This window comes from Nocardia sp. BSTN01 (genome assembly GCF_015354405.1).
Taxonomy (GTDB): domain Bacteria; phylum Actinomycetota; class Actinomycetes; order Mycobacteriales; family Mycobacteriaceae; genus Nocardia.
In genome coordinates this window covers 139,623-164,661 of record NZ_JADKYP010000005.1, presented here as the reverse complement: position 1 = coordinate 164,661, position 25,039 = coordinate 139,623, and the positions used below count along the sequence as shown (strand labels likewise).

Annotated in this window: 25 protein-coding genes and 1 pseudogene; 11 read left to right on the top strand and 15 right to left on the bottom strand. The window is 68.9% G+C overall.

The window, feature by feature from the left end; translation table 11 throughout:
* Positions 1–55 precede the first annotated feature (55 nt).
* On the top strand, positions 56–820 hold the full coding sequence (locus IRT45_RS07085; protein WP_194805061.1) for an RDD family protein: 765 nt from the start codon (positions 56–58) through the stop codon (positions 818–820).
* 87 nt (positions 821–907) lie between these two features.
* Here IRT45_RS07085 and IRT45_RS07080 read toward each other — a convergent pair whose 3' ends face one another.
* From IRT45_RS07080 to IRT45_RS07040, 9 genes are all read right to left on the bottom strand, one after another.
* Positions 908–2,170 (bottom strand): acyl-CoA dehydrogenase family protein, encoded by a 1,263-nt coding sequence (locus IRT45_RS07080; protein ID WP_194805060.1) that lies wholly within the window; start codon positions 2,168–2,170, stop codon positions 908–910.
* A gap of 125 nt (positions 2,171–2,295) precedes the next feature.
* Positions 2,296–2,733, bottom strand: coding sequence for a DUF4189 domain-containing protein (locus IRT45_RS07075; protein WP_194805059.1), 438 nt, complete (start codon positions 2,731–2,733; stop codon positions 2,296–2,298).
* 97 nt (positions 2,734–2,830) lie between these two features.
* Complete coding sequence (locus IRT45_RS07070) at positions 2,831–3,202, bottom strand: metal-sulfur cluster assembly factor (RefSeq protein ID WP_036502473.1); 372 nt, start codon at positions 3,200–3,202, stop codon at positions 2,831–2,833.
* Complete coding sequence (gene sufU / locus IRT45_RS07065) at positions 3,195–3,692, bottom strand: Fe-S cluster assembly sulfur transfer protein SufU (RefSeq protein ID WP_036502476.1); 498 nt, start codon at positions 3,690–3,692, stop codon at positions 3,195–3,197. The genes IRT45_RS07070 and sufU overlap by 8 nt, the downstream gene beginning before the upstream one ends.
* Before the next feature lie 46 nt (positions 3,693–3,738).
* Positions 3,739–4,998 carry a cysteine desulfurase gene (locus tag IRT45_RS07060; protein WP_194805058.1) on the bottom strand — a complete coding sequence of 420 codons (1,260 nt, stop codon included), beginning with the start codon at positions 4,996–4,998 and terminating at the stop codon, positions 3,739–3,741.
* Between the two features lies 1 nt (position 4,999).
* Complete coding sequence (gene sufC / locus IRT45_RS07055) at positions 5,000–5,776, bottom strand: Fe-S cluster assembly ATPase SufC (protein WP_194805057.1); 777 nt, start codon at positions 5,774–5,776, stop codon at positions 5,000–5,002.
* A 51-nt stretch (positions 5,777–5,827) separates the two neighbouring features.
* Complete coding sequence (sufD, locus tag IRT45_RS07050) at positions 5,828–7,021, bottom strand: Fe-S cluster assembly protein SufD (RefSeq protein ID WP_194805056.1); 1,194 nt, start codon at positions 7,019–7,021, stop codon at positions 5,828–5,830.
* A complete protein-coding gene (gene sufB / locus IRT45_RS07045) occupies positions 7,021–8,481 on the bottom strand; it encodes a Fe-S cluster assembly protein SufB (RefSeq protein ID WP_194805055.1) in 1,461 nt (486 codons plus the stop codon). Before sufB ends, sufD begins: the two co-directional genes overlap by 1 nt.
* A complete protein-coding gene (locus IRT45_RS07040; RefSeq protein ID WP_375540065.1) occupies positions 8,478–9,302 on the bottom strand; it encodes a helix-turn-helix transcriptional regulator in 825 nt (274 codons plus the stop codon). Before IRT45_RS07040 ends, sufB begins: the two co-directional genes overlap by 4 nt.
* Positions 9,303–9,465: 163 nt before the next feature.
* Here IRT45_RS07040 and mptB point away from each other — a divergent pair, with 163 nt between their 5' ends.
* From mptB to IRT45_RS07020, 4 genes are all read left to right on the top strand, one after another.
* Positions 9,466–11,163: a polyprenol phosphomannose-dependent alpha 1,6 mannosyltransferase MptB gene (gene mptB / locus IRT45_RS07035; RefSeq protein WP_194805053.1), complete on the top strand. Its 1,698-nt coding sequence runs from the start codon at positions 9,466–9,468 to the stop codon at positions 11,161–11,163.
* Positions 11,160–12,092 (top strand): ABC transporter ATP-binding protein, encoded by a 933-nt coding sequence (locus IRT45_RS07030; RefSeq protein WP_194805052.1) that lies wholly within the window; start codon positions 11,160–11,162, stop codon positions 12,090–12,092. Before mptB ends, IRT45_RS07030 begins: the two co-directional genes overlap by 4 nt.
* Positions 12,089–12,877 (top strand): ABC transporter permease, encoded by a 789-nt coding sequence (locus IRT45_RS07025; protein ID WP_039778882.1) that lies wholly within the window; start codon positions 12,089–12,091, stop codon positions 12,875–12,877. The genes IRT45_RS07030 and IRT45_RS07025 overlap by 4 nt, the downstream gene beginning before the upstream one ends.
* A 91-nt stretch (positions 12,878–12,968) precedes the next feature.
* On the top strand, positions 12,969–13,943 hold the full coding sequence (locus tag IRT45_RS07020; protein WP_194805051.1) for a heme A synthase: 975 nt from the start codon (positions 12,969–12,971) through the stop codon (positions 13,941–13,943).
* Positions 13,944–14,010: 67 nt separating this feature from the next.
* On the opposite strand, the gene IRT45_RS07015 is transcribed toward IRT45_RS07020, so the two are convergent.
* Positions 14,011–15,063: an ecdysteroid 22-kinase family protein gene (locus IRT45_RS07015; protein WP_228533811.1), complete on the bottom strand. Its 1,053-nt coding sequence runs from the start codon at positions 15,061–15,063 to the stop codon at positions 14,011–14,013.
* 209 nt (positions 15,064–15,272) lie between these two features.
* On the opposite strand from IRT45_RS07015, the gene IRT45_RS07010 reads away from it, so the two are divergent.
* Complete coding sequence (locus IRT45_RS07010) at positions 15,273–15,497, top strand: zinc ribbon domain-containing protein (protein ID WP_063009005.1); 225 nt, start codon at positions 15,273–15,275, stop codon at positions 15,495–15,497.
* 7 nt (positions 15,498–15,504) lie between these two features.
* Here IRT45_RS07010 and IRT45_RS07005 read toward each other — a convergent pair whose 3' ends face one another.
* Genes IRT45_RS07005 through IRT45_RS06995 form a run of 3 tightly spaced genes read right to left on the bottom strand, consistent with a single transcriptional unit; the run spans position 15,505 to position 17,534 of the window.
* Entirely contained in the window at positions 15,505–16,377 is an 873-nt protein-coding gene (locus IRT45_RS07005; protein WP_309240821.1) for a class I SAM-dependent methyltransferase, read from the bottom strand.
* Between the two features lie 25 nt (positions 16,378–16,402).
* Positions 16,403–17,182 (bottom strand): transporter substrate-binding domain-containing protein, encoded by a 780-nt coding sequence (locus IRT45_RS07000; protein ID WP_194805050.1) that lies wholly within the window; start codon positions 17,180–17,182, stop codon positions 16,403–16,405.
* Position 17,183: 1 nt separating this feature from the next.
* Positions 17,184–17,534, bottom strand: a complete 351-nt coding sequence (locus tag IRT45_RS06995) for a hypothetical protein (protein WP_194805049.1) — start codon at positions 17,532–17,534, stop codon at positions 17,184–17,186.
* Between the two features lie 82 nt (positions 17,535–17,616).
* Here IRT45_RS06995 and IRT45_RS06990 point away from each other — a divergent pair, with 82 nt between their 5' ends.
* Positions 17,617–18,582 (top strand): quinone oxidoreductase, encoded by a 966-nt coding sequence (locus IRT45_RS06990; RefSeq protein WP_194805048.1) that lies wholly within the window; start codon positions 17,617–17,619, stop codon positions 18,580–18,582.
* A 4-nt stretch (positions 18,583–18,586) separates the two neighbouring features.
* Here IRT45_RS06990 and IRT45_RS06985 read toward each other — a convergent pair whose 3' ends face one another.
* Positions 18,587–18,862 (bottom strand): hypothetical protein, encoded by a 276-nt coding sequence (locus IRT45_RS06985; protein WP_228533809.1) that lies wholly within the window; start codon positions 18,860–18,862, stop codon positions 18,587–18,589.
* Between the two features lie 18 nt (positions 18,863–18,880).
* Here IRT45_RS06985 and IRT45_RS37965 point away from each other — a divergent pair.
* The 3 genes and pseudogenes from IRT45_RS37965 to IRT45_RS06975 form a co-directional block, all read left to right on the top strand.
* Positions 18,881–19,497, top strand: a pseudogene (locus IRT45_RS37965) (FAD-dependent monooxygenase); the annotation flags it as partial.
* A gap of 111 nt (positions 19,498–19,608) precedes the next feature.
* Positions 19,609–19,971: a hypothetical protein gene (locus IRT45_RS37960; protein WP_375540067.1), complete on the top strand. Its 363-nt coding sequence runs from the start codon at positions 19,609–19,611 to the stop codon at positions 19,969–19,971.
* 145 nt (positions 19,972–20,116) lie between these two features.
* Positions 20,117–21,289 carry a hypothetical protein gene (locus tag IRT45_RS06975; protein WP_194805046.1) on the top strand — a complete coding sequence of 391 codons (1,173 nt, stop codon included), beginning with the start codon at positions 20,117–20,119 and terminating at the stop codon, positions 21,287–21,289.
* A 177-nt stretch (positions 21,290–21,466) separates the two neighbouring features.
* Here IRT45_RS06975 and IRT45_RS06970 read toward each other — a convergent pair whose 3' ends face one another.
* A complete protein-coding gene (locus IRT45_RS06970; protein WP_194805045.1) occupies positions 21,467–22,453 on the bottom strand; it encodes a heme o synthase in 987 nt (328 codons plus the stop codon).
* 438 nt (positions 22,454–22,891) lie between these two features.
* On the opposite strand from IRT45_RS06970, the gene tkt reads away from it, so the two are divergent.
* Entirely contained in the window at positions 22,892–25,036 is a 2,145-nt protein-coding gene (tkt, locus tag IRT45_RS06965; RefSeq protein ID WP_194805044.1) for a transketolase, read from the top strand.
* The last annotated feature ends 3 nt before the right edge of the window (positions 25,037–25,039 follow it).

The following is a 25,039-nucleotide window of genomic DNA, read 5'->3' as shown; positions in this document are numbered from 1 at the left end:
GACCCGGTCGGGGCCCGGATCGTCCCCGTACCACCAGCTTCCGGAGGAACCACATATGACCAACCCGTCGGACCCGAACGGCCCGTACGGCCAGCCGGGGCAACCGGGCTACGGGTATCCGCCCGCCGGCCCGCAGCCGGGCTACGGCGCACCCCCGCCGGGTTACGGCGCGCCGCCGCCCGGATATGCCGCTCCCCCACCGGGTTACGGCACACCACCTCCGGGATACGGTGCGGCACAACCGAATTACGGCGCACCCCCGCCCGGGGCGGGTTACCCGCCGGCCGGCCCGGGCTACGGTTATCCGCAACCCGGATACGGTCCGCCCGCGCCCTACGCCAACTGGTTCGCGCGTGTCGGCGGATACCTCGTGGACGCGCTGATCATCGGCGTGCCGTTCGGCATCCTCTACGGACTCGCGTTCGGTGTGGGCACGAAAGATATCGACTGCTCGGGCAACAACGACTCCTACGGTTCCTCGTACTCGTACTCCGCTTCGTGCACCGGCGGCGGTATGACGGCCATCGGCGTCATTCTGATGTTGCTGGCGTTCGCCGTCATGGCCGCGGCGGCGCTCTACCTGATCTATCTGGAAGGCACCACCGGTCAGACGCCCGGTAAGAAGCTGGTCGGCATCCGCGTGATCAAGGAAGCCGACGGTCAGGTACTCGGCTTCGGTATGGCCTTCGTGCGCAAGCTCTGCCACATTCTCGACAACGCCCTGTGCGGCCTCGGCTATCTGTGGCCGCTGTGGGACGAGAAGAACCAGACCTTCGCCGACAAGATCGTCGGCACCATCGTGGTGCAGGCTCAGCAGTAACGTCGCTGCCCAGCACTGTCACGGCCCCGCGGCTCCCTTATCGGACGCGGGGCCGTGTCGTGTAGCGAGCGCCGATGCCGGACGGCCTCATACGCCCTTGGGCGCGTGGGAGGACATGAATCCGAACAGATAGCCCGCCACTCGCCGCATCTGAATCTCCTCCGCTCCCTCGGTGATTCGATAGCGGCGGTGGTGGCGGTAGATGTGTTCGAACGGCTGGTGGCGCGAATAACCGAGGCCGCCGTACACCTGCATGGCGCGATCGGCCGCCTCACAGCACAATCGGTTGGCCCAGTAGTTGCACATCGACACCTGCTCGGAGGCGGCGAAGGTGCCGCGGCGATCCATGGTCCACGCGGTTTTGTGGATCAACGTGCGCAGCATCTCGCACTGGGTGTGCAATTCGACCAGCGGGAACTGGATCGCCTGATTGTCGGCGAGCGCCTTACCGAAGGGCTTGCGCTCCTTGGCATATGCCACGGCCCGATCGATGCAGTATTGCGCCGCTCCGAGACTCGACGCCGCCTGGCGAATCCGGTTCTCGTTGAAGAAATGCTGGACGACCGCCAGCCCGCGGCCCTCGGGACCGAAGACGGCGTCGGCGCCGACGCGCACGTCGCGCAGGGTGACGCGCCCGTGATCGGTGGGCATGTTGAAGGTCCACAGATATTCCTCGACCGTGAATCCGCGGGTATCGGGCGGCACCAGGAATGCGGTGATGCCGGTGCCGTCCCCCGCTTCGCCGGCGGTGCGCGCGAAGATCAGATCGGCGTCGGCGGTGTGAATGCCGGTATTCCAGGTCTTCTCGCCGTTGATCACCCAGCCGCCGCCGTCGCGCACCGCGCGGGTGTCCATATGGGTGGCGTCGGAACCGTGTTCGGGTTCGGTGATGCCGAAGGCGAAGAATTTCGTGCCCGCCGCCAGGCCCTCCACCCACTCCGCTCGCTGTTGCGGCGAACCGTATTCCAGCATCAGCAACAGGCCCACATTGTTGGCGACCACGGCGTGTTCGTTCTGCAGATCGCAATGCAGGCCCAGCCCCCTGCGGGCGAGATGTTCGCGAATGACGGCCATATCGAGATTGGTGCCGCCGCGGCCGCCGAATTCGGGCGGGAACGCGTAGCGGTAGTGCCCGGCGGCGTCGGCGCGGCGGCGGGTCTCGGCGAGGAGATCCTCCCAGTCGGCACTGGGCAGCCCGCCGCGATCCCAGTCGGTGCGTGCGTCTTCACGGCGGTGGTCGAAGAAGCGGATGTTGTCGTTCTCGCGCTCGAGCGGCACGATCTCACGGTCGATGAAGGCATCCAGTTCGGCCAGATAGTCGCTGAGCTCGGAGGGTACGTCGAAATCCACTGCTGCTCCTACCGTTTCGGCCGGTCCGGCGATTCGGCCCTCACGATATCGCGCGGCATGCCTTCTCGGGGAAAACAACGGCGGCCGACCTGCCATGCAGGTCGGCCGCCGTCGGTTCGAAACGGTCAGTGCGCGTTCGCGGTGCAGCTGGTCAGGGCGATGTTCGCCGGACGCGGGCTCGCGCTCCCCAGGTCGGGGAACGGCGGCGCGCTCGGCCCCAGGAAATCCCTCGCCTGCTTCTCGGCCTCGACCTGAGTCGGACCCCAGCCCACCGCGATCCGGCCGTCCGCTCCCTGAGCGACCGCACCGCAGCCGTTGCTGAAATCCAAGATGACGCGGCAGTCACCGCGACCACAGTGCGCTCGGGCCGCGGCATCCGCGCTGGGCGCGTCGGCGAAGTTGGTGGCCGCGGCCACCACTCCGCTGCTGTCGGAGTAGGCGATCGCACCGTGCAGGTCACCATCGGCCTGAGCCGAACCGGCGGCGCCGGCCACCGCGAAACCCGCACCGGCCACCGCCGCGACGGCCGCCGAGCGGATACGCCGGGAAAACTGTTGGGACATCCGTGAATCCACCCCGTTCAAGTCTGCGTACTGGACGCAGGCGATCCTGCTCCACAGCGGCCCCGGATGTCCACTTCCCCCTACCCGGTGGCGAGAATCAGACCGTGAAGCCCAGGGCGCGCAGCTGCTCGCGGCCGTCGTCGGTGATCTTGTCCGGACCCCACGGCGGCATCCAGACCCAGTTGATCTTCAGATCTTCCACCAAACCGCTGCGCACCAGCGCGTTTCGCGACTGGTCCTCGATCACGTCGGTGAGCGGACAGGCCGCGGAGGTGAGGGTCATGTCGAGGACGGCCACCTCCTCCTCGAGCCGCATCCCGTAGACCAACCCCAGGTCGACGACGTTGATGCCGAGTTCGGGGTCGACGACGTCACGCATCGCCTCCTCCATGTCCTCAAGCAACGCGACCTGCTCCTGGGAGAGTTCGGCCTCGGTGTTCGGCTGTTCGGTTGCCGGCGTCTCAGTCATGAGCTTCCCCATTTCCGGCGGACCCGTTGCCCATGGTCCGCTTGGTCTCTTCGGCCGAGGTTATCCGCACCACGGCATCCTTGAACGCCATCCAGCCCAGCAGGGCACATTTCACCCGGGCCGGATATTTCGACACACCGGCCAGCGCGATGCCGTCGCCGATCACGTCCTCGTCGCCCTCGACCGTGCCGCGGCTCGAGATCATCTCGCTGTAGGAGTCGACCACCTTCAGCGCCTGCTGCACGGGCTGGCCGATGACCTGATCGGTGAGGATCGAGGTGGCGGCCTGGCTGATCGAGCAGCCCTGCCCGTCGTAGGACACATCGGCGACGTCGCCGTTGTCGTCGATGTGCACCCGCAGGGTCACCTCGTCACCGCAGGTCGGGTTGACGTGATGCACCTCGGCACCGAACGGCTCCCGCAGTCCGCGGTGGTGCGGATGCTTGTAGTGGTCCAGGATCACTTCCTGGTACATCTGTTCCATACGCATTGCGAAATCTCACGCCCCGTTCACTGGTCGCTCGCGCTCGCCGGATTCAACGGTCGGCCACCCCGAAGAATTTCTGTGCCTTACGGACCGCGGCCACCAGCGCCTCCACCTCGTCCAGCGTGTTGTAGACGGCGAAGGAGGCCCGGGCGGTGGCGGGTACACCGAGCCGGCGCATCAGCGGCCAGGCGCAGTGGTGTCCGACGCGGATGGCGACACCCTCGTCGTCCAGGATCTGGCCCACGTCGTGCGGGTGGATTCCGTCGACCACGAACGACACCGCGCCACCGCGGTCCACGTTCTCGGTCGGCCCCACGATGTGCACGCCGTCGATCGCGCCGAGCCCCTCCAGGGCGGCACCGACCAGCGTATGCTCGTGCGCGGCAACGGCTTCCATCCCGATCGCGTCGAGATATCGCACGGCCGCGCCCAATCCGACCACCTGCGAGGTCATCGGCACACCGGCCTCGAACCGCTGCGGCGGCGCCGCGTAGGTGGTCGCCTCCATGGTGACCGTCTCGATCATCGATCCGCCGGTGATGAACGGCGGGGTCTCCTCGAGCAGAGCGTAGCGGCCGTAGAGTACGCCGACACCGGACGGACCCAGCATCTTGTGCCCGGAGAACGCGGCGAAGTCGACGCCGAGCTCACGGAAGTTCACCGGCATGTGCGGGACCGACTGGCAGGCGTCGAGGACCACCAGCGCGCCGACCGCCTTGGCGCGGCGCACCATCTCGTGCACGTCGGCGACCGCACCGGTCACATTCGACTGATGGGTGAACGCGACGACCTTGGTCGCGGGTGTCAACTCCAGCGAATCCAGGTCGATGCGCCCGTCGTCGGTGATGCCGTACCACTTCAGGGTGGCGCCGGTGCGACGCGCGAGTTCCTGCCACGGAACGAGATTCGCGTGATGCTCCAGTTCGGTGACCACGATCTCGTCGCCCGGTCCCACGTGGTACGGGAAGCGGTCGTCGGAGAACGAATACGTCACCAGGTTCAGCGATTCGGTCGCGTTCTTGGTGAACACGATCTCGTTCGCCTCCACACCCACGAAGCGCGCGATATCGGCCCGTGCGCCCTCGTAGGCGTCGGTCGCCTCCTCGGCGAGCTGATGCGCGCCGCGATGGACGGCGGCGTTGGTGTGGGTGAGGAATTCGCGTTCGGCGTCCAGGACGGCCAGCGGTCGCTGCGAGGTGGCCCCGGAATCCAGGTACACCAACGGTTTTCCGTCACGCACCGTCCGGTTCAGGATCGGGAAATCGGCCCGGATCCTGGCGACGTCGAGTGTGCGTGTCACAGCGGTCATATCAGGCTCCCGCGGTCGCGGTCTGTGTGAAGCGGACGTAGCCGTTGGCGTCGAGTTCGTCGGCCAGCTCCGAGCCGCCCTCGGCGACGATGCGGCCACCGACGAACACGTGCACGAACTGCGGCTGGATGTAGCGCAGGATGCGGGTGTAGTGGGTGATCAGCAGGACGCCGCCGTTCTCCCGCTCCTGGTAGCGGTTGACGCCTTCGGAGACGATGCGCAGCGCGTCGACGTCGAGGCCGGAGTCGGTCTCGTCGAGGATGGCGATCTTCGGCTTGAGCAGGCCCAGCTGCAGGATTTCGTGGCGCTTCTTCTCACCGCCGGAGAAACCCTCGTTGACGCTGCGGTCGGCGAAGGCGGCGTCGATCTCCAGCTCGCCCATCGACTCCTTGACTTCCTTGACCCAGTGGCGCAGCTTCGGGGCCTCGCCGCGCACGGCGGTCGCTGCGGTGCGCAGGAAGTTCGACATAGACACACCGGGCACCTCGACCGGGTACTGCATGGCCAGGAACAGCCCGGCGCGGGCGCGCTCATCGACGGACATGGCCAGCACGTCCTCGCCGTCGAGGGTGATCGAGCCCTGGGTCACGGTGTACTTGGGGTGACCGGCGATGGCGTAGGACAGCGTGGACTTGCCGGAACCGTTCGGGCCCATGATGGCGTGGGTCTCACCCGACTTCACGGTGAGGTTCACGCCCTTGAGGATCTTGATGGGCTCGCCGTTCTCGTCCGGATTGGCGACTTCGGCGTGCAGGTCCTTGATTTCGAGGGTGGTCATTGCATTCCTTCTGGGCTGGTGGAGGTTTCGGGCTGCCGGGACGCGCCGGTACTAGGCACCGATGGCGGCGAGTTCGGCCTCGATGGCCGACTCCAGCCGCTCCCGGATCTCGACGACCGCGATCTTCTGGATGATCTCGTGGAAGAAACCACGCACCACCAGGCGGCGGGCAGCCTCCTCCGGAATACCGCGAGCACGCAGGTAGAACAGCTGCTCGTCGTCGAATCGGCCCGTCGCCGAGGCGTGTCCGGCGCCGATGATCTCGCCGGTCTCGATCTCGAGGTTGGGCACCGAATCTGCGCGCGCACCGTCGGTGAGCACCAGATTGCGGTTGGCCTCGTAGGTGTCGGTGCCTTCGGCCTCGGCGCGGATCAGCACGTCGCCGACCCAGACGGTGCGCGCATCGGGCTTGGCCGAACTCGGATCGCCCTGCAGCGCACCCTTGTACAGGACGTTGGACTTGCAGTGCGGCTGCGCGTGGTCGACCAGCAGGCGCTGTTCGAAGTGCTGCCCGTCGTCGGCGAAGTACAGGCCCAGCAGTTCGGCGTCGCCGCCGGGACCGTCGTAGCGCACGGTCGCGGTAAACCGGACCAGATCGCCGCCGAGGGTGACGTTGGTGTGCCGCAGGACGGCGTCGCGGCCCAATCTGGCGTGATGGGCGGTGACGTGCACGGCGTCATCGGCCCAGTCCTGGACCGCGACCACCGTCAGCTTGACGCTGTCGCCGAGGACGAATTCCACGTTCTCCGCATAGGTTCCGCTACCGCGCTGGTCGATGACCACGGTCGCGGTGGCGAAGTTGCCGAGCCGGATCTGCAGATGTCCGAAGGCGGTGCTGCCCTCGCCCGGGCCGGTGACCCGGACGACGACCGGCCGCGCGACCTCGGTCTCGGCGCCGACGGATACCACGGTCGCCTGCTCGAAACCCGAATAGGCTTGGGCGGCAACACGATCGGTGGGCACCCCGCCCTCGCCGAGCCGGAGGTCGTCACGGCCGACGGTCTCGACCGTCACACCGTCGATCGCCGAGCCGTCGACGGCAGCGACCTCGATACCTGCCCGGCCGTCACGCACCGCGGTGCCGTCGTGCAGGCCACGCAGCCGGCGCAGCGGGGTGAAGCGCCAGGCCTCGTCGTGTGCCGAGGGCACCTCGAAGGCTGCCACGTCGAACGAGGCGAACAGCTCACCCTTGTTGACGGCCGGGATGCGGGCCTCGCCCGCGACAGCCACATTCTCGACCGGCATCAGCCGACCGCTCCTTCCATCTGCAGCTCGATGAGCCGGTTCAGTTCCAACGCGTATTCCATCGGCAGTTCCTTGGCGATGGGCTCGACGAAGCCGCGCACCACCATCGCCATCGCCTCGTCCTCGGTCATGCCGCGGCTCATCAGGTAGAACAGCTGATCATCGGAGACCTTCGAGACGGTGGCCTCATGCCCCATCGTCACGTCGTCCTCGCGGATGTCGACGTAGGGGTAGGTGTCGGAGCGGCTGATCGTATCCACCAGCAGCGCATCGCATTTCACCGTCGACTTCGACCCGTAGGCGCCCTTGTTGACCTGGACCAGGCCACGGTAGGACGCCCGGCCGCCGCCGCGCGCGACCGACTTGGACACGATGTTCGACGAGGTGTGGGGCGCCAGGTGCAGCATCTTCGAGCCGGTGTCCTGGTGCTGCCCCTCGCCGGCGAACGCCACCGACAGCACCTCACCCTTGGCGTACTCGCCGGTCATCCAGACGGCGGGGTACTTCATGGTGACCTTGGAACCGATGTTGCCGTCGATCCACTCCATGGTCGCGCCCGCCTCCGCCTTGGCCCGCTTGGTGACCAGGTTGTAGACGTTGTTCGACCAGTTCTGGATGGTCGTGTAGCGGCAACGGCCGCCCTTCTTCACGATGATCTCCACGACCGCGGAGTGCAGCGAGTCGGACTTGTAGATCGGCGCGGTACAACCCTCGACGTAGTGCACATAGGCGCCCTCGTCGACGATGATCAGCGTGCGCTCGAACTGGCCCATGTTCTCGGTGTTGATGCGGAAGTAGGCCTGCAGCGGGATGTCCACGTGCACGCCCGGCGGCACATAGATGAAGGAACCACCCGACCACACGGCGGTGTTGAGCGCGGAGAACTTGTTGTCGCCGGCGGGAATGACCGAACCGAAGTACTTCTGGAAGATCTCCGGATGCTCCTTGAGACCGGTGTCGGTGTCGAGGAAGATGACGCCCTGGGCCTTGAGATCCTCGCGGATCTGGTGGTAGACCACCTCGGACTCGTACTGGGCGGCCACACCGGCGACCAGGCGCTGCTTCTCGGCCTCCGGGATGCCCAGCTTGTCGTAGGTGTTCTTGATGTCCTCGGGCAGATCTTCCCAGCTCTCGGCCTGCTTCTCGGTCGAGCGCACGAAGTATTTGATGTTGTCGAAGTCGATGCCCTCGAGGTTGGAACCCCAGCTCGGCATCGGCTTGCGGTCGAAGATCCGCAGCGCCTTGAGGCGGGCGTCGAGCATCCACTCGGGCTCGTTCTTCTTCGCCGAGATGTCGCGCACGACGTCCTCGGACAGGCCGCGCTTGGCGCTGGCGCCGGCGATATCCGAATCCGCCCAGCCGTAGCCGTAGGTACCCAGCGAGGCGATGGTCTCCTCTTGGGTCAGGGGCTGGTTCTGGGGCGCATCGGATTCACGGCTCGCCGCGGTGGTCGACGTCATTCGGCACTCCTTCCGGAGTCGTTTCGAGCTGCCGCTGCGGGCTGTGCAACGGCGCGGGTGGCGGGCTGAGCATTGCTCGTCGGGGGATTGCTCGTCGGGGGAACGGACAGGGGTACGTGGGTGGTGCAGGCGCAGTCACCGTTGGCGATGGTCGCGAGCCGCTGCACGTGGGTTCCGAGCAGCTCGCGAAATGCCTCGAGTTCGGCGGCGCACAGCTCCGGGAACTCCTCGGCCACATGCGAGACCGGGCAGTGATGCTGGCATATCTGGACGCCCGAGCCGACCTTGCGGGTGGTGGCGGCGAATCCGGCGTCGCTGAACGCCTCGGCGATCTCCTCCGCCTTCTCCGAGGTGGCGGCCGGGGTGTGTTGAGCCAGGCGATCGATACCGGCGACGATCACACCGACGCGGCGGCGAGCGAAATCCATGATCGCGTTCTCGCCGCCGATCTCACGCAGCTGCCGCATCGCGGCTCCCGCCAGATCGTCGTAGGCGTGGCCGAGCCGGCCGCGACCGGCGGCGGTCAGCTGGAACTGCTTGGCGGGACGACCACGGCCCTGCTGTTGCCACGGCGCCGAGCGCATGGCCCGGGCCTCGCCGGATTCGATCAGCGCGTCGAGATGGCGACGCACGCCGGCCGGGCTCAGTCCCAGCCGCTGCCCGATGGCCGTCGCGGTGATCGGCCCCTCCTCCAGCAGCAGCTGGACGACGGCCGCGCGAGTATGCCCCTCACCGGCGGCGGCCGCGGGCGCGGCGGAAGGCCGGGCGCCCTGCTGACGCTCGGTATTCACCTCGTTCTCCCGCAAACCCACGGTTTTCACAACATCAGTGTGACGGAAATATTTCCCGCATTCTAGTAAGGGTGCCCTGAATCTCTCCCGGATACGGCTCCGACCTGGGCATCGAACCCCGGTGCAATATGTCACGGTCCGCGTCGCGACGTTGCGTCCGGCCCGGCGTCCACCCCGGCTACGCTTGACCTCCGTGGCGGTTGTGGAAGGCGCATGGCATAGGAGCATCGAGATCGGTCGCCGGGCCCTGGGCCTGGACGTTCCGCCCGCCGATCACACCATCGCGGTGCTACACACCGTCGAAGCCGACGCACCGGGGCTCGACAGCCGGGAAACCGCGCAGTTCAAGCGAATTCGGCTGCTCGGCGCCACCGGCTCGGTCCTCATGGCGATCAGCGCGCTGGGCGTCGCCGCCCAGCCGGTACTGCAGAATCCGGTCTCCGGAGTCCGGGTGATCGGCGTCTTCGCGCGCTGGCAGACCTCGTCGCTGGCGCTGTGCATGATCGGCACGGTCTTCGTGGTGATGGCGTGGCTGCTGCTGGGCCGCTTCGCGGTCGGCGGGTTCGGCGGCTCGCCGGTGCACCGGCTCAGCCGCTCCCAACTCGATCGCACCCTGCTGCTGTGGATCATCCCGCTGTCGGTGGCGCCGCCGCTGTTCTCCAACGACGTCTACTCCTATCTGGCACAGGGCGAGATCGCGGCCCGCGGCCTCGATCCGTACGCGGTCGGCCCGGCCACCGGCCTGGGCCTGCACAACGTGCTGACCTACAACGTGCCCAACATCTGGCGCGACACCCCCGCCCCGTACGGACCGCTGTTCGTCTGGATGGGCCGCGGCATCGCGCACGTGACCGGCGACAACATCATCGTCGGGGTCTGGGCGCATCGCTTGCTGGCACTGGCCGGGGTGGCGCTCATCGTCTGGGCGCTGCCGCGACTGTCGCGGCGCTGCGGAGTCGCGCCGGTCAGCGCGCTGTGGCTGGGCGCGGCCAACCCGCTGGTGCTGTTCCACCTGGTCGGCGGCGTCCACAACGACGCGCTGATGCTCGGGCTGATGCTGGCCGGAGTCGAGTTCTGCCTGCGCGCGCTGGCCACCGACCACGCCCCGGGGCTGGGCGGATTCGATCAGCGCGGGTGGCTGTTGCTGACCTTCGGAACCGTGGTCATCACCCTGTCGTCGGCGGTCAAGATCACCTCGATCATCGCGCTCGGATTCGTCGGCATGGCCCTGGCCCGCCGCTGGGGTCGCGGATGGCGGCCGCTGCTGGCCGCCGCGGCGGTTCTCGGCGCGATCACCCTGGTCACCACGCTGTTCGTCAGCTACACCTCCGGACTCGGCTTCGGCTGGACGCACACCCTCAACGCCGCCAGCACCGTGCGCAGCTGGATGTCGCTGCCCACGGCGATCGGCATCATCACCGGATTCGGCGGCGTCCTGCTGGGCCTGGGCGATCACACCACCGCGCTGCTGAGCATCACCCGTCCGATCGCCGGCGTGGTGGCGGCGCTGATCACCGTGCGCATGCTGATCGCCACCTGGACCGGGCGATTGCAGCCGGTCGGCGCGATGGGCGTGTCGCTGGCGGCGATCGTGCTGCTCTTTCCCGTGGTTCAGCCGTGGTATCTGCTGTGGGCGATCGTGCCGCTCGCGGCGTGGGCCACCACGCCCGCGTTCCGGGTTCCGGCCGTGGCGTTCTCCGCGGTCGTGAGCGTGATGCTGATGCCGCGCGGCGCCGATTTCGGGGTCTTCCAGATCATCGAGGCGGCGGTCGCGGTGGTGATCGTCGCGCTCGGATTCATCGCGGTGACCCGGAACCTGCTGCCCTGGCGTAACCGGACAGGGGTGTCTGCTCCGTCACAGCCGGGCCCGGCATACGGTGTCTCATCGTGAGCGCAGCCTCGGAACCCGCTGTCTGTATCGACGGTGTCGTGAAACGCTACGGCGATACCACCGCCGTGGACGGGGTCGCTTTCGAGGTCGGGCGCGCGGAGGTGCTGGCGCTGCTGGGGCCCAACGGCGCCGGGAAAACCACCACCGTCGAAATGTGTGAGGGGTTCCTGACCCCCGACGCCGGATCGGTGCGGGTGCTCGGGCTGGATCCGGTCGCCGACTCGGATCGCCTGCGCCCGCGCATCGGTGTGATGCTGCAGGGCGGCGGGGCCTATCCGGGTTCGCGCGCCGGCGAGATGCTCGATCTGGTCGCCTCCTACGCCGCCGATCCACTCGATCCGCAGTGGTTGCTCGACACCCTCGGCCTGCGCGACGCCCGCCGCACCCCGTATCGGCGCCTGTCCGGCGGTCAGCAACAGCGTCTCGCGCTGGCGTGCGCGCTGGTGGGGCGCCCCGAACTGGTCTTCCTCGACGAGCCCACGGCCGGAATGGACGCACAGGCCCGGCATCTGGTGTGGGAGCTGATCGATGCGCTGCGCCGCGACGGCGTCGGCATTCTGCTCACCACGCACATGATGGACGAGGCCGAACAGCTCGCCGACCGGCTGGTGATCATCGATCACGGCCGCATCGTCGCCGCCGGCACCCCGGCCGAGGTGACCTCCGCCGGCGCCGAGGGGCAACTACGGTTCAGTGCGCCGCCGAAACTCGATCTGTCCCTGCTGGAAAGCGCACTGCCGGAAGGGTTCTCGCCCAACGAGACCGCGCCCGGCTCCTATCTGCTGTGCGGCGACATCACCCCGCAGGTGCTGGCCACCGTGACCGCCTGGTGCGCGCGAATCGACGTGCTGCCCACCGATATTCGCATCGACCAGCGCCGCCTGGAGGATGTGTTCCTCGAATTGACCGGACGGGAGCTGCGCGGATGACCCGGACCGCCCCTCGTTTCACCCCCGGCACCTTCAGCCCCGCGCCGCGACCGGCTCCGCGCCTGGCCATGCTGGCCGCGCAGACCCGCATGGAGCTGATCCTGTTGCTGCGCAACGGCGAACAGCTCCTGCTGACCATGTTCATTCCGATCACGCTGCTGATCGGGCTGACCCTGCTGCCGTTGGGCTCGAGCCTCGGCGAACACCACAAGGTCGACCGGATCGTGCCGGCGGTGATGATGGTGGCGATCATGTCCACCGCGTTCACCGGCCAGGCCATCGCCGTCGGTTTCGACCGCCGCTACGGTGCGCTGAAACGCTTGGGCGCCACGGCATTACCGCGCTGGGGCATCGTCGGCGGCAAATGCGCGGCGGTGCTGATCGTGGTGGTGCTGCAATCGGTTCTGCTCGGGCTGATCGGTGTCGCGCTGGGATGGCGGCCGGGGATCGGCGGGCTGGCGCTGGGCGCGCTCGTCATCGCACTCGGCACGGCCACCTTCGTCGCGATGGGACTGCTGCTGGGCGGCACCCTCAAGGCCGAGATCGTGCTCGCGCTGGCGAACATCCTGTGGTTCGTGATGCTGGGGGTGGCGAGCCTGGTCTTCGCCTCGGACAACCTCCCGCACGCGGTGACGCTGATCGCGCGACTGATCCCGTCGGGAGCGCTGGCCGAAGCGCTGGATCAGGCGCTGCACACCAGTGTGGACTGGTACGGCATCGCGGTGCTCGTGGTGTGGGGCGTGGTGACGGGCTGGCTGGCGACGCGCTGGTTCCGCTTCGACTGAATCGTCGCGAGCCCGAACCGGATGTGACGGCAACGACACAACGTAGTAGCCCCCGTGCGGGCGCGGATCCGGCTGCGTCTACCATCGTTTCGTGCTGTCCCGCGCGTTTGTGCGACTCGTCGACTTTCTGCCGCTGCCCTCCCTGCGGGTGCAGCGCATCATCGCGTTGGCGGTGATCCTGTCCCAGGCGGGCATCTCGGTGACCGGCGCGATCGTGCGCGTCACCTCCTCCGGCCTCGGCTGCCCGACCTGGCCGCAGTGCTTCCCCGGCAGTTTCACACCCACCGCCCACGCCGAAGTTCCGGCGCTCCACCAGGCGGTCGAATTCTCCAATCGCATGCTCACCTTCGCGGTGACGCTGTGCGCGGCGCTGATCGTGCTCGCCGTGGTCCGGGCGCGGCGGCGGCGCGAGGTCGTGGTCTACGCCTGGCTGATGCCCGGCGGCACCATGCTGCAGGCCGTGATCGGCGGAATCACCGTGCGCAGCGGATTGCTGTGGTGGACGGTGTCGGTCCACCTGCTGGCCTCGATGCTGATGGTGTGGCTGGCGACGCTGCTGTTCGCCAAGGTCGGCGAACCCGACGACGGGGTCGACGTCGTCCAGGTCCCGGCACCACTGCGCTGGCTGACCGCACTGAGCGCGGTCGCGATGACCGGCACCCTCATCGCCGGCACCCTGGTCACCGGCGCGGGACCGCACGCCGGGGACAAGAGCACCGAGCGGCCGGTGGCACGCCTGCAGATCGAGATCGTCACCCTGGTGCACGCCCACGCCGAATTGCTCGTGGCGTATCTGGCACTGCTGGTCGGTCTCGGCTTCGGACTGGCCGCGGTGGGTATGACCCGCGCGATCCGGGTGCGTCTGATCGTGGTGATCGCCACGGTCTGCGCCCAGGCGCTCATCGGCATCGTCCAATACTTCACGCACGTTCCCGCGGCGCTGGTGGTCTTCCACGTCGGCGGCGCCACCGCGTGCATCGTCGCGACGGCGGCGTTGTGGGCCTCGATGCGCACCCGCGAACAGGTCACCGTACTCGCCCCCGAAGCAGCCGCCCGCGCTGCGTGAACCGGGCGCGCACGCTGCCGTCGTCACGCCCGACCGCGCGGACTCCTGCCTTCGCTGAGCGAGTGCACTACGCCGGTGTCCGCCCGAGTGCGTCCCAATCGCGGATCGCGGCGCAACTGCGACGCGCCATCGCGGCGAACATCTCGTCCCCGCGCGGCGTGACCGTGCCGTAGGCAGCGCCGAACACCGCCACCAGCGGCCCCTGCACCAGAGCGAAACCGTAGTCGCGCCGGCACTGATCCAGTGTGTAATCGCCGACGCCGTGGGAACACAATGCGCGCCAATAGGTTTCGATGATGGAGTCCTCGTGCGCGCGCCGGAGGTCCGGTTCGAGACCGGTGGCGACGAAATACGACAGATCACGCGCCGGCAATCCGAGACCGAGCGTCTGCCAGTCCAGCGCCCACACCTCGACCTCGCCGCTGTCATCGGAGAACATCAGATTGTCCAAGCGGTAATCGCCGTGGACGGGCGCGAAACGATCGGGCGCCGCGAGCAGCCAGTCGGCGATGCCGGGAACACAGGCGCGCAAGGTGTCGCGGTCGGCCGGGGACAGCCGCTGTCCCAGGCGCTCGAGGAAGACCTCCGTCGCCGGACCGTACAACTCCGACAAGGCCTGCGCCTCGGCCGCACCGTTGAAGTTCAGCCCTTCGATCGCCGACAAGCCGGGATCGCACCAGCGCGGTCCGTGCAGTCCCGCCAGATTCCGGACCGCCGCATCCGCCTGCGCCACCGTGCATCCCGCGATCTGATCGCCCTGGCGCGCCGGCGCGAGATCGTCGAGCAGCAGGGTGAATTCCGCTCCGTCACCGGCGAATTCGGCGAAATGGCAGGTGGGCACCCGCACCGAGACGGTGGGTGCGATCTCGCGGTAGAAGCGGATCTCCTGCCGATAAGCGCCCGCGACCATGGCACGCGCGGCCGGGTCGGCGGCGGGCAGTTTCGCCATCAACCGCGCGGGTGCCGATTCGCCGTCGATCTCGAGCCGGAACACCGAACCCATCTGCCCGGTGCCCACGGGCGTCGCGGTGACCGCGCGCACCGGTGTCGACAGCGCCCGGCTCAACCACTGTGGGCTGATCCGCTCGGCGTCCACCAGGACCTCCGCCATCGCCGTCATCCGCGGACTCCCTTCACCCGGACACAATGCCGGACATGTGTCCGGGACAGTAACACGGCCGGGCGGCTCGGATACCGGAATGAGGGAGGCGGATGATGCGGTCACCGCCCACCCAGGCCGGGCGCTCACCGACGATCGCGGCCGGATATCGAGCGAACTTGGCCGGACCCTGGCGATCCGGTCCGCCTCGCACGCGACATAATTTCCTCATGCCGACCTACGCCTACCGCTGCCGGGAATGCACGGAATCGTTCGAACTGACCCGGCCGATGAGCGAATCCGGCGACCCGGCGGTCTGCCCGGGTGGCCACCGCGACACCGTCAAACTGCTCACCACGGTCGCTCTGACCGGCAAGGCCGCGGGGTCGGGCGCACCGTCCGCGCCGCCCGCCCCGTCCGGCGGCGGTTGCTGCGGCGGCGGTTGCTGCGGCTGATCGCCAGTCAGACGCGATCGGCGATCAGCGCGCGTCCCAATCCGTAGGCCCGGGACTGCCGGGCCGGCACGCCGAGCCGGCGGGCCGCCTCGATCAGCTCGACGTCCGCGGTGACTGTGAGCCCGTAACGCGTTGTCAGCGCGGCCATTTCCGCGGGCCACCACGCTGACAGGTGCGGTTCGTCGGCGAGCGGGTCCCGGGCGCCGGCCAGCTTGCTGTACAGACGCATTCCGGCACGACCGAGTGCGGCGAAGCGGTTCGGAGTGGGATAGGTCGCGATCAATCGGCTGCCGTTCGCGCTGCGCGCGGCGACGACGGCCAGCGTCGATTCGACCTGCGGCTGGGTGAGATACGGCAGGACGCCCTCCCACACCCAGGTGGTCGTCGCGTCCGCGCGATGGCCCGCCTCGGCCAGGCGCGCCCCCAGGTCGTCGCGGCCGAATTCCACCGGCACATAGGTCAGCGACTTCGCGACCGGAACCAGCGCACCTACCCGGTCGCGCTTATCCCGTTGCGAGGCAGGATGATCCACCTCGAAGACATCGGCGGCGGGTTCGTCGGTACGCCAGGCCCGCCCGTCGAGTCCGGCGCCGAGCAGTATCAGCTGCGCGGCCGCCGCCTCGCGGATCGCCTCGTCGATGACGACGGTCCGGGTGGCCAGCACGGCGGCGGTGGCCGTCAGCATCTCGAATTCGAGCCGCTCCCGCCAGCCGCCGGGTGGCTGCGGTGCTCGCGCGCGCCGCACCGCCGCCCGTTCGTCGTCGTGAAGTAGTTGCGCCGCAATGGGATCCGAGAATCGCCCGACCGCCAGTCGCCCGTCGGCCACTGCCCGGCCCTGACAGACCAGCACCGCGGTCCGGCTCGCCGCTTTATCCGTCACCCGGTCGATTATGGTCGCGCGTCGCTCAGGCGGTGGCGTGCGGTCCGATCCACTCCGCGACCCGCCGGTCGACTCCCCCGGTGGCGAGCTGACTCGCCAGCCAGGAGTTGACCATCACCGCGGTCGGGACATCGTTCTTCGGCAGCAGGAACACCTTGCCGAAGGAGTCGAAGGGCGTCTCCGGGTGCAAGACCCGCAGTTCGGGATGCTGCCGCACGCGATAACGACCCTCCACCGAATCGGTGACGAAGACATCCGCGCGACCGGCGACGATCTGGTCGAAGATGGTGACGTTGTCCGGCCAGACGGTCAGCTGCGCACGCGGGAAATGCGTGCGGGCGAATTGTTCGTTGGTGCCGCCGCGGTTGACGATCACCCGCACCTGCGGCTGATCGATCTGCTCGATCGTCGCGTACTTCCCGGCGTCGTCGGCACGCACGATCGGGGTCTTGCCGTCGGTGCCGTAGCTCAGCGAGAAGTCGGCATAGGCGCGCCGGGCCGCGGCGTCGGAAATTCCGCCCACCGCGAGATCACAGGCGCGCGTGGCGAAATCGCTGCCCATCGACGCCCAGGTGGTCGGCACGAACCGCACCTGTCGCCCTAGCAGCTGTGCCATGTCGCGGATCAGGTCGATGTCGATGCCGCGGTAACCGCCGTGGCCGTCGGTCACCGAATAGGGCGGATAATCGCCGGTGGTGCACACCCGCACGGTCGCGGAGTCCTCGGCTCGCGCCGGTACGACCATCGTCAGGACCGCGGCCGCACCGGCCGTCGCGGCGGCGATCATCCGATGCCGCAGAGCCATCTCAGTTCTCGTTGCGCGCCTTCGGGAACCGGGCCTGACCGGCGACCCAGCCGGCCATCCGTGCCCAGTGTCCCTTCGCGGGCGTGGCGACCGAGCTCAGATCGCGATCCCAGTGCTCGGTTTCGGCGAGGCCGTCGACGGCCTCGACCACGGCCTTGGCGGTGGCCAGATCCGCGACGACCCGATCGCCGAGCACACCGTCGGCACCGACGAGGGTGATGCGGACCCCGATGCGACCGATCGGCTGCAGCACAGCCGTACCCGAACCACCGTGGGCGGCGACGAACTTCTTGACCGACTCGACGACAGTGGACGACGGCGCGACCGGGGCCGCGGTGGCGGTTTCGCTCATGGCGTGGAGTTTACCGTCCACTAGGGCCCGCCCGACCGCCCTACCGGTGTCGGCGGCACCAGGGGGTGTAGAACTGAAAGCCATGCGCGCCATTCAGGTCAGCGAACACGGTGGTCCCGAAGTGCTCGTCGCGACCGAGGTCGACGACCCTGCCATCGGGCCGAATCAGCTGCTCGTCGATACCGAGGCGGCCGGTGTCAATTTCATCGACACCTACATCCGCACCGGCACCTATCCGCAGGCGGTTCCCTACATTCCGGGTTCCGAGGGCACGGGCGTGATCGCCGAGGTCGGTTCGGAGGTGACCCAATTCACCGTCGGCGATCGGGTCGCGTGGGCGGCGGCGCCGGGCAGCTACGCGGAGAAGGTCGCCGTGGACGCCGCGGTGGCGGTGGCCGTTCCCGACGGAGTTCCGGCGGCGGTGGCGGCCTCGGCACTGCTACAGGGAATGACCGCGCACTACCTGATCGAATCGGTATACAAGCCGCAGCCCGGGGAGACGATTCTGGTTCACGCCGGCGCCGGCGGCGTCGGACTCCTGCTGACCCAGCTGGCCGCCGCCCGCGATATCCGCGTGATCACCACGGTGTCCACCGACGCGAAAGAAGAATTGTCCCGTGAGGCGGGCGCCGCACATGTGCTGCGCTACGGCGACGACCTCGCCCAGCGGGTGCGCGACCTCACCGACGGGATCGGCGTGGCGGCGGTCTACGACGGGGTGGGCGCGGCGACGTTCGAGGCGAGCCTGGCGGCCTTGCGCATCCGCGGCATGCTGGCGCTGTTCGGCGCCGCCAGCGGTCAGGTGCCGCCGTTCGATCTGCAGCGGCTCAATCCGGCCGGTTCGCTGTTCGTCACCCGTCCGACGCTCGCGCACTACACCCGGGATCGCGACGAATTGACCTGGCGGGCAGGCGATGTTTTGAACGCCGTCGCCGACGGAACGTTGCGGGTACGGGTCGGCGCCGAATATCCGCTGACCGAGGCCGCGCAGGCGCATCGCGATCTGCAGGCCCGCCAGACCACCGGGTCGATCGTGCTGCTGCCCTGAGCGGTCAGTAGTCGCGGCCGGTGAGCCCCCGGTAGACGAACCGGGTCAGCCCGGCCACCGCCTGCTCGTCGTCGAGGACGAGCACGCCCTCCTCCACCGCCTCCAGCAGCGCCCGCACCAGCAGGAACATCATCGCCACGCTGGTCTCGGCCGTGCTGGGCAGGCGGAGTCCGGCGGCCTCGAAACCGTCGACGTGGTCGACCACCTCGTCGAGTTGACCGGCGGTGAATCGACTGGTCAGCCGCGCGAATTCCTCGTCCACGAGCGCCGCCTGCGTCACCGCCCGCAGCACCGGCCAATGCCGGCGCGCGTAATGCCAGTACTGCTCGATATGGAATTCGACGGCCTGTGGCTTGGTGAAATCGGGATCGACGAGGTGCGGGCCACGCTGTCCGGGCCGGGCGGCACCGAAAACGTCGCGGCGCGATATCTGATCGGCGCGGACGGCGGCGCGGGAACCGTGCGGCGCACGCTGGGCATCCCGTTCGAGGGGACCACCGACGAGTCGATTCGCATGCTGCTCGGCGACGTCCCGGTCGACGCGCTCGATCACGACTTCGGATACTGGTTCGCCACCGCCGCGACACCCACCGCGGGTGTCGCGCTGACGCCGCTGCCCGGCGGCCGGCTCTTCCAGTTCGCGGCCCCGCTCGGAGACGATCCGCGGCCGACGCGCGCGGTACTGCAGGAACGGCTGGATCGGGTGAGCGGGCGCACCGATCTCACCGTCGGGGAACCGGTGTGGTCCACGGTGTGGCGGCCCAATATCCGGCTGGCGCAAGGTTCCGGTCCGGGCGCGTGTTCCTGGCCGGCGATGCGGCCCACGTACACCCGCCCACCGGCGGGCAGGGGATGAACACCGGCGTTCAGGACGCCTACAACCTGGGCTGGAAACTGGCCGCGGCGTTGAACGGTGATCCCGGACCGCTCGAGACCTACGAGTCCGAACGCCGCGCGGTCGCTCGGCGAGTGCTCGGCCTGAGTACGACACTGCTCGACAAACACCTCGAGGGACACGAGGACGCGATGCACCGCGGCACCGAGACTCATCAGCTCGACATCAGCTATCGCGATGCGGCCGACGCCGCCGGGCTCACCGCGGGCGACCGCGCGCCGGACGCCCCGCTGTGGCGCGGTGACGGTAGTGCGCTGCGCCTGTTCGACCTGTTCCGGGGCCCGCACGCGACCCGCCTGACGTTCGGAGCGCCGGCCGAGGCCACGGAAGTCGCCGGGGTGCGGGCGTATTCGATCGTCGCGCCGGGCCATCGGCCCGAACCCGGGCAGTTGATCGCGGTCGACGGCCACGCGTTCGCCGATTACGCGACCACCGCGGGCACGCAGGTGCTGGTGCGGCCGGACGGATACCTCGCCTGGCATCGGCAGGGGTGACCCGCCGACGACCCGGGCGCACCGATGGTGGATGATCTGTGCTGCCGCCCAAGCCGATTCGCCCGCTTCGCCGTACCGTCGTACGGTGGTCGGGCGGTCGCTCGGGGCGGCCGGCAGAACAGGCATCGGTCAGGGGTTGATCCAGATGTTGGTGAAGGTTCGCAACGACGACCCGTCGCGGCTGTCCAATTCCGAACGGACGGTGGCGAACTGGCTGAAGACCTGGACCGGCGCACACGCGTTACCCGGGATCGCCGTGGTCGCGGCCGGTGCCGCCGACGCGATCGTGTGGACGCCCAAGACCTGTGTGGTCGTCGTGATCAAGGATTTCACCGAACGGGCGAGCGGCACCCTCACCGTCTCCGGCTACCGGCCCTGGACCATCGGCGACCGCATCGCGCCGCTGTCGGGAACCGAGGCCGGAACCGAACCGATGACCGAGATCCGCGCCCGTACCGGCGAGATCGCCGAACTGTTGCGCGGCGCGCCCGGCCGCGAGCGGGTCGGGGTGACCGGCATGGTGCTGGTGATGCCGCAATTGAGCAGCCGGGTCTCCCTGGAGCAGGGTGACCTGCCCGACGGGATCGATGTGGTACTCGGTGACGGCCCGGCGGCCTTGCGCAACTACTTCACCCGGATCACCGCGGACGCACCCGACACCTGGAGCGCGACGCAGGTCGGCCAGGCCTTGGCCGCACTCGGGTTCGCCGCGGCCGCAAGCCATTCCGACCTCACCGCGGAGGGCTTCCCCGCCCGGCTGGAGCGCACTCCCCCGCCGCCGAATCCCGTTCCGTCCCGCGGACCCACACCGCCGGCGGGGGCGCCGCTTCCAGGGGCCGGTCCGGCCGGTGTCCCGGTCGCCGCCTCCGCTGCGCCGATGTCGCCGGGCGGTGCCCCGGTATCGATGGCTCGGCCGAACACGGCGGCGCACCCCGCGCCCGGCCCCGTCCCTCAGCCGGTCGCCGCCTCCGGTTTCGGCCCCGGCGGTCCCGCGCAGCCGGGTCCCGCGCCGGCCTACGGCCAGAATCAGCAGCCGTATTCGGTGCCCTTCGATCCGCGCCCGCCCGCGGCCCCGCCGCGACGCAACCGTAACCGCGGCCTGGTGCCGCTGATCCTGCTGGGCGTTCTGGTGGTGGTGCTGGCGTTGGCCGCCATGTGCACCGCGGGCGGCGGTTCCGGCTCGGGCCCCAGCCACGCCCCCGCCTCGGGTCGTACCAGCACGACGACCACCGCGCCCTACAGCCCAGCACCGGAACGCACCGTGCCGCCGTCGACACCCGGGCACGCGTGCTACCCATTCCAGCCCGGTTGCCCCTGAACCCAGCACGGACGGGTGCCTGCCGCTACGGCGGCAGGATGACGCGGGCGCGAGAATGACGCCACAGCCGGGCACCCGGCCGTACTCGGTACCGGTGCCGTGACCGCGTCCCGAGCCTCGGCGAGACCGAGGGCGCGATATAGCTGCTCGAGGCGCGGACCGGCGCCCGCGGTGATCTCAGCCGAACAGCGTCGAGCCGATGGTGTGCCAGCCGAGCACCGAGTCCACGGCCAGACCGCAGAACACCACGGCGAGGTAGTTGTTGGACTGCAGGAACAGCCGCAGCGGCTTGACCGACGCACCGCGTCGCACGCCGGAGTACAGCTGATGCGCCATCAGCAGGAACCAGGCGCCCGCGACGATCGCGACCGCCGCGTACACGACACCCGTCGCCGGAATCAGTGCCAGCGTCGCGAGCACGGTCAGCCAGGTATAGATGACGATCTGCTTGGTGACCGCGCGCTCGGTCGCCACCACCGGCAGCATCGGCACACCGGCCGCGCGGTAGTCGTCCTTGTAGCGCATCGCCAGCGCCCAGGTGTGCGGCGGCGTCCAGAAGAAGATGACGGCGAACAGCGCGATCGCGGGCCAGCCGATGGTGCCGGTGACCGCCGACCAGCCGACCAGGGCGGGCATACAGCCCGCGGCGCCGCCCCACACCACGTTCTGGGAGGTCCGGCGCTTGAGGCCGAGGGTGTAGACGAAGACGTAGAACAGGATCGTCGCGACCACGAGCAGGCCGGAGAGCAGATTCGCCTGCCACCACAGCCAGGCGAACGAGCCCGCGCCGAGAGCGACACCGAAGACGAACGCGTTGCGGGTCGGCACCGCCTCGCGCGCCAGCGGACGCTTCGACGTGCGCTTCATGACCTTGTCGATATCGGCGTCGGCGACGCAGTTCAGGGTGTTGGCACTGGCCGCACCCATCCAGCCGCCGAACAGGGTGGCCACGATCAACCGGATGTCGACATGGCCGCGGTCGGCCAGCAGCATCGTCGGGATGGTGGCCACCAGCAGCAGCTCGATGACCCGCGGCTTGGTCAGCGCGATGTAGGCGAGCACCCGGCGGGTCAGCTTCGACAGCGGGCCGCTGCCCTGGACACGGTCGACGAGCGCCGTCGCGGAGGAGCCATGCGCATCACCCGGCTGTTGCCCAATCCGCACTGTCTCTCCTCGCAGGTGGTGCATCGATCCGGTAGGGAAGCAACGGTGTCGGCGGCGTGGCGGGCCTCCCGCGCGCAGCCGTTTCCGCTGTCACCGCAGAGCGCGGCGCGGGCGGCGCAGCCTCTACTACAGACGATGGTAGACCCCCGCGTGTTGCGCTCCGGCACCCACCCGCCGCGAAAGCGCCCGTGCCGCAGGCGATCGGCCCCGGCCGGACCGGGCGGGAGTGCCACGTCACATATCCGCCGTCGGCCGCTGTGCGGAATCGCTTCGGCTCGGCACCTCGCCGGCTGTCATCATTCACCGTAATCCCGCGCACCTGCACGGGGTGCGGGCGAAGGGTTCCCCACTCGCGGCGATCATGCGACCTCTAGGGTGGTGGGTACAGCCCGCAAGCAGCCGTTGTACCCACACGAGAAGGTCAGGAGAACCTCGGTCGTGTCAGTCACAGACGACATCCGCGCCCTCACCCAGCCCGCACATCCGGCCGACTGGACCGAACTGGACACCAGAGCCGTCGACACCGTCCGTGTCCTGGCCGCCGACGCGGTGCAGGCCGCCGGCAACGGTCACCCCGGCACCGCGATGAGCCTGGCGCCGCTGGCCTACACCCTCTACCAGCGGGTCCTGCGCTACGACCCGAGCGATCCGGACTGGACGGGCCGCGACCGGTTCATCCTCTCCTGCGGGCATTCCAGCCTGACCCAGTACATCCAGCTGTACCTGTCGGGACTGGGCCTGGAACTCGACGACCTGAAGCACCTGCGCAAGTGGGGTTCGCTGACCCCGGGCCACCCGGAATTCCGCCACACCAGGGGCGTGGAGATCACCACCGGCCCGCTCGGCCAGGGCCTGGCCTCGGCGGTCGGCATGGCGATGGCGGCCCGCCGCGAGCGCGGTCTCTACGACCCGTCCGCCGCGACCGGCGCCAGCCCGTTCGACCACTTCGTCTACGCCATCGCCTCCGACGGCGATATCGAAGAGGGCGTCACCTCGGAGGCCTCCTCGCTGGCCGGCACCCAGCAGCTGGGCAATCTGATCGTCTTCTACGACGACAACCGGATCTCGATCGAGGATGACACCTCCATCGCGCTGACCGAGGACACCGCCGAGCGCTACCGCGCCTACGGCTGGCATGTGCAGGTCGTCGAGGGCGGTGAGAACGTCACCGGCATCCTGGAGGCGGTCGAGGCCGCCAAGGCCGTCACCGACAAGCCGTCGTTCATCCTGCTGCGCACGATCATCGGCTATCCCGCGCCGAACAAGATGAACACCGGCGCCGCGCACGGTGCCGCGCTGGGCGCCGACGAGGTCGCCGCCACCAAGGAGATCCTCGGCTTCGATCCCGGCCAGAGCTTCGTCGTCGACGACGAGGTCATCGCCCACACCCGCGGCAACGCCGCCGACCGTGCCAAGGCCGCCCGCGCCGTCTGGCAGGAGCAGTTCGACGCGTGGGCGCAGAACAACCCGGAGAACAAGGAACTGTTCGACCGGCTGCGCGAGCGCCGGCTGCCGAAGGGCTGGACCGAGGGGCTGCCCTCGTTCGAGCCCGACGCCAAGGGCATGGCCACCCGCAAGGCCTCGGGCAAGGTGCTGGCCGCGCTGGCGCCGGTGCTGCCGGAGCTGTGGGGCGGTTCGGCCGACCTCGCCGAATCGAACAACACCACCATGCCGGGCGTGCCGAGCTTCGGCCCGGCGTCGATCTCCACCGGTATGTGGAAGGCCGAGCCCTACGGCCGCACGCTGCACTTCGGTGTGCGCGAGCACGCGATGGGTTCGATCCTCAACGGCATCGCCCTGCACGGCCCGACCCGGCCCTACGGCGGCACCTTCCTGGTGTTCTCCGACTACATGCGCCCGGCGGTCCGGCTGGCCGCGATCATGCGGGTGCCGGCCATCTACGTGTGGACCCACGACTCCATCGGCCTGGGTGAGGACGGCCCCACCCACCAGCCGATCGAACATCTCGCCGCGCTGCGTGCCATCCCCGGCCTGAACGTGGTCCGTCCCGGCGACGCCAACGAGACCGTGTACGCGTGGCGCACCGTCCTCGAGCTCGAAAGTGCCGAGCAGCATTCGCATTTCGTGCCCGCCGACCACCCGCACACCGACGGCCCGTCGGCGCTGGCACTGACTCGCCAGGACGTGCCCACCCTGGAGGGCACCAGTTACGAGGGCGTCTCCCGCGGCGGATACATCCTGGCCGAATCCTCCACCGGCACACCGCAGGTGATCCTGATCGCCACCGGTTCCGAACTTCAGCTCGCCGTCGCCGCGCGCACTACGCTGGAGGAGCAGGGCATCGGCACCCGGGTGGTGTCCATGCCGTGCGTGGAATGGTTCGACGCGCAGGAACAGTCCTACCGCGACGAGGTGCTGCCCCCGCAGATCACCGCCCGCGTCACTGTCGAGGCCGGTATCGCGATGCCGTGGCACCGCTTCACCGGCAGCGACGGTGAGAACGTCTCGATCGAGCACTTCGGTGCCTCGGCCGACTTCAAGACCCTGTTCCGCGAATTCGGCATCACCGCCGAAGCCGTCGTCGACGCCGCGAAGCGCTCACTCGACAAGGTGAAGGGATAACCA

What these genes read in the sequence shown, in the direction of transcription:
- IRT45_RS07060 (WP_194805058.1), bottom strand. Translation starts at nt 4,998, where the DNA reads ATGACCGCTGTGACACGCACACTCGACGTCGCCAGGATCCGGGCCGAT.
- IRT45_RS07015 (WP_228533811.1), bottom strand. Translation starts at nt 15,063, where the DNA reads ATGACGGCGATGGCGGAGGTCCTGGTGGACGCCGAGCGGATCAGCCCA.
- IRT45_RS07010 (WP_063009005.1), top strand. Translation starts at nt 15,273, where the DNA reads ATGCCGACCTACGCCTACCGCTGCCGGGAATGCACGGAATCGTTCGAA.
- sufD (WP_194805056.1), bottom strand. Translation starts at nt 7,021, where the DNA reads ATGCCGGTCGAGAATGTGGCTGTCGCGGGCGAGGCCCGCATCCCGGCC.
- IRT45_RS07000 (WP_194805050.1), bottom strand. Translation starts at nt 17,182, where the DNA reads ATGGCTCTGCGGCATCGGATGATCGCCGCCGCGACGGCCGGTGCGGCC.
- IRT45_RS07085 (WP_194805061.1), top strand. Translation starts at nt 56, where the DNA reads ATGACCAACCCGTCGGACCCGAACGGCCCGTACGGCCAGCCGGGGCAA.
- IRT45_RS06990 (WP_194805048.1), top strand. Translation starts at nt 17,617, where the DNA reads ATGCGCGCCATTCAGGTCAGCGAACACGGTGGTCCCGAAGTGCTCGTC.
- sufC (WP_194805057.1), bottom strand. Translation starts at nt 5,776, where the DNA reads ATGACCACCCTCGAAATCAAGGACCTGCACGCCGAAGTCGCCAATCCG.
- IRT45_RS37960 (WP_375540067.1), top strand. Translation starts at nt 19,609, where the DNA reads ATGCACCGCGGCACCGAGACTCATCAGCTCGACATCAGCTATCGCGAT.
- IRT45_RS06975 (WP_194805046.1), top strand. Translation starts at nt 20,117, where the DNA reads ATGTTGGTGAAGGTTCGCAACGACGACCCGTCGCGGCTGTCCAATTCC.
- sufU (WP_036502476.1), bottom strand. Translation starts at nt 3,692, where the DNA reads ATGCGTATGGAACAGATGTACCAGGAAGTGATCCTGGACCACTACAAG.
- IRT45_RS07075 (WP_194805059.1), bottom strand. Translation starts at nt 2,733, where the DNA reads ATGTCCCAACAGTTTTCCCGGCGTATCCGCTCGGCGGCCGTCGCGGCG.
- IRT45_RS07070 (WP_036502473.1), bottom strand. Translation starts at nt 3,202, where the DNA reads ATGACTGAGACGCCGGCAACCGAACAGCCGAACACCGAGGCCGAACTC.
- IRT45_RS06995 (WP_194805049.1), bottom strand. Translation starts at nt 17,534, where the DNA reads ATGAGCGAAACCGCCACCGCGGCCCCGGTCGCGCCGTCGTCCACTGTC.
- IRT45_RS07025 (WP_039778882.1), top strand. Translation starts at nt 12,089, where the DNA reads ATGACCCGGACCGCCCCTCGTTTCACCCCCGGCACCTTCAGCCCCGCG.
- sufB (WP_194805055.1), bottom strand. Translation starts at nt 8,481, where the DNA reads ATGACGTCGACCACCGCGGCGAGCCGTGAATCCGATGCGCCCCAGAAC.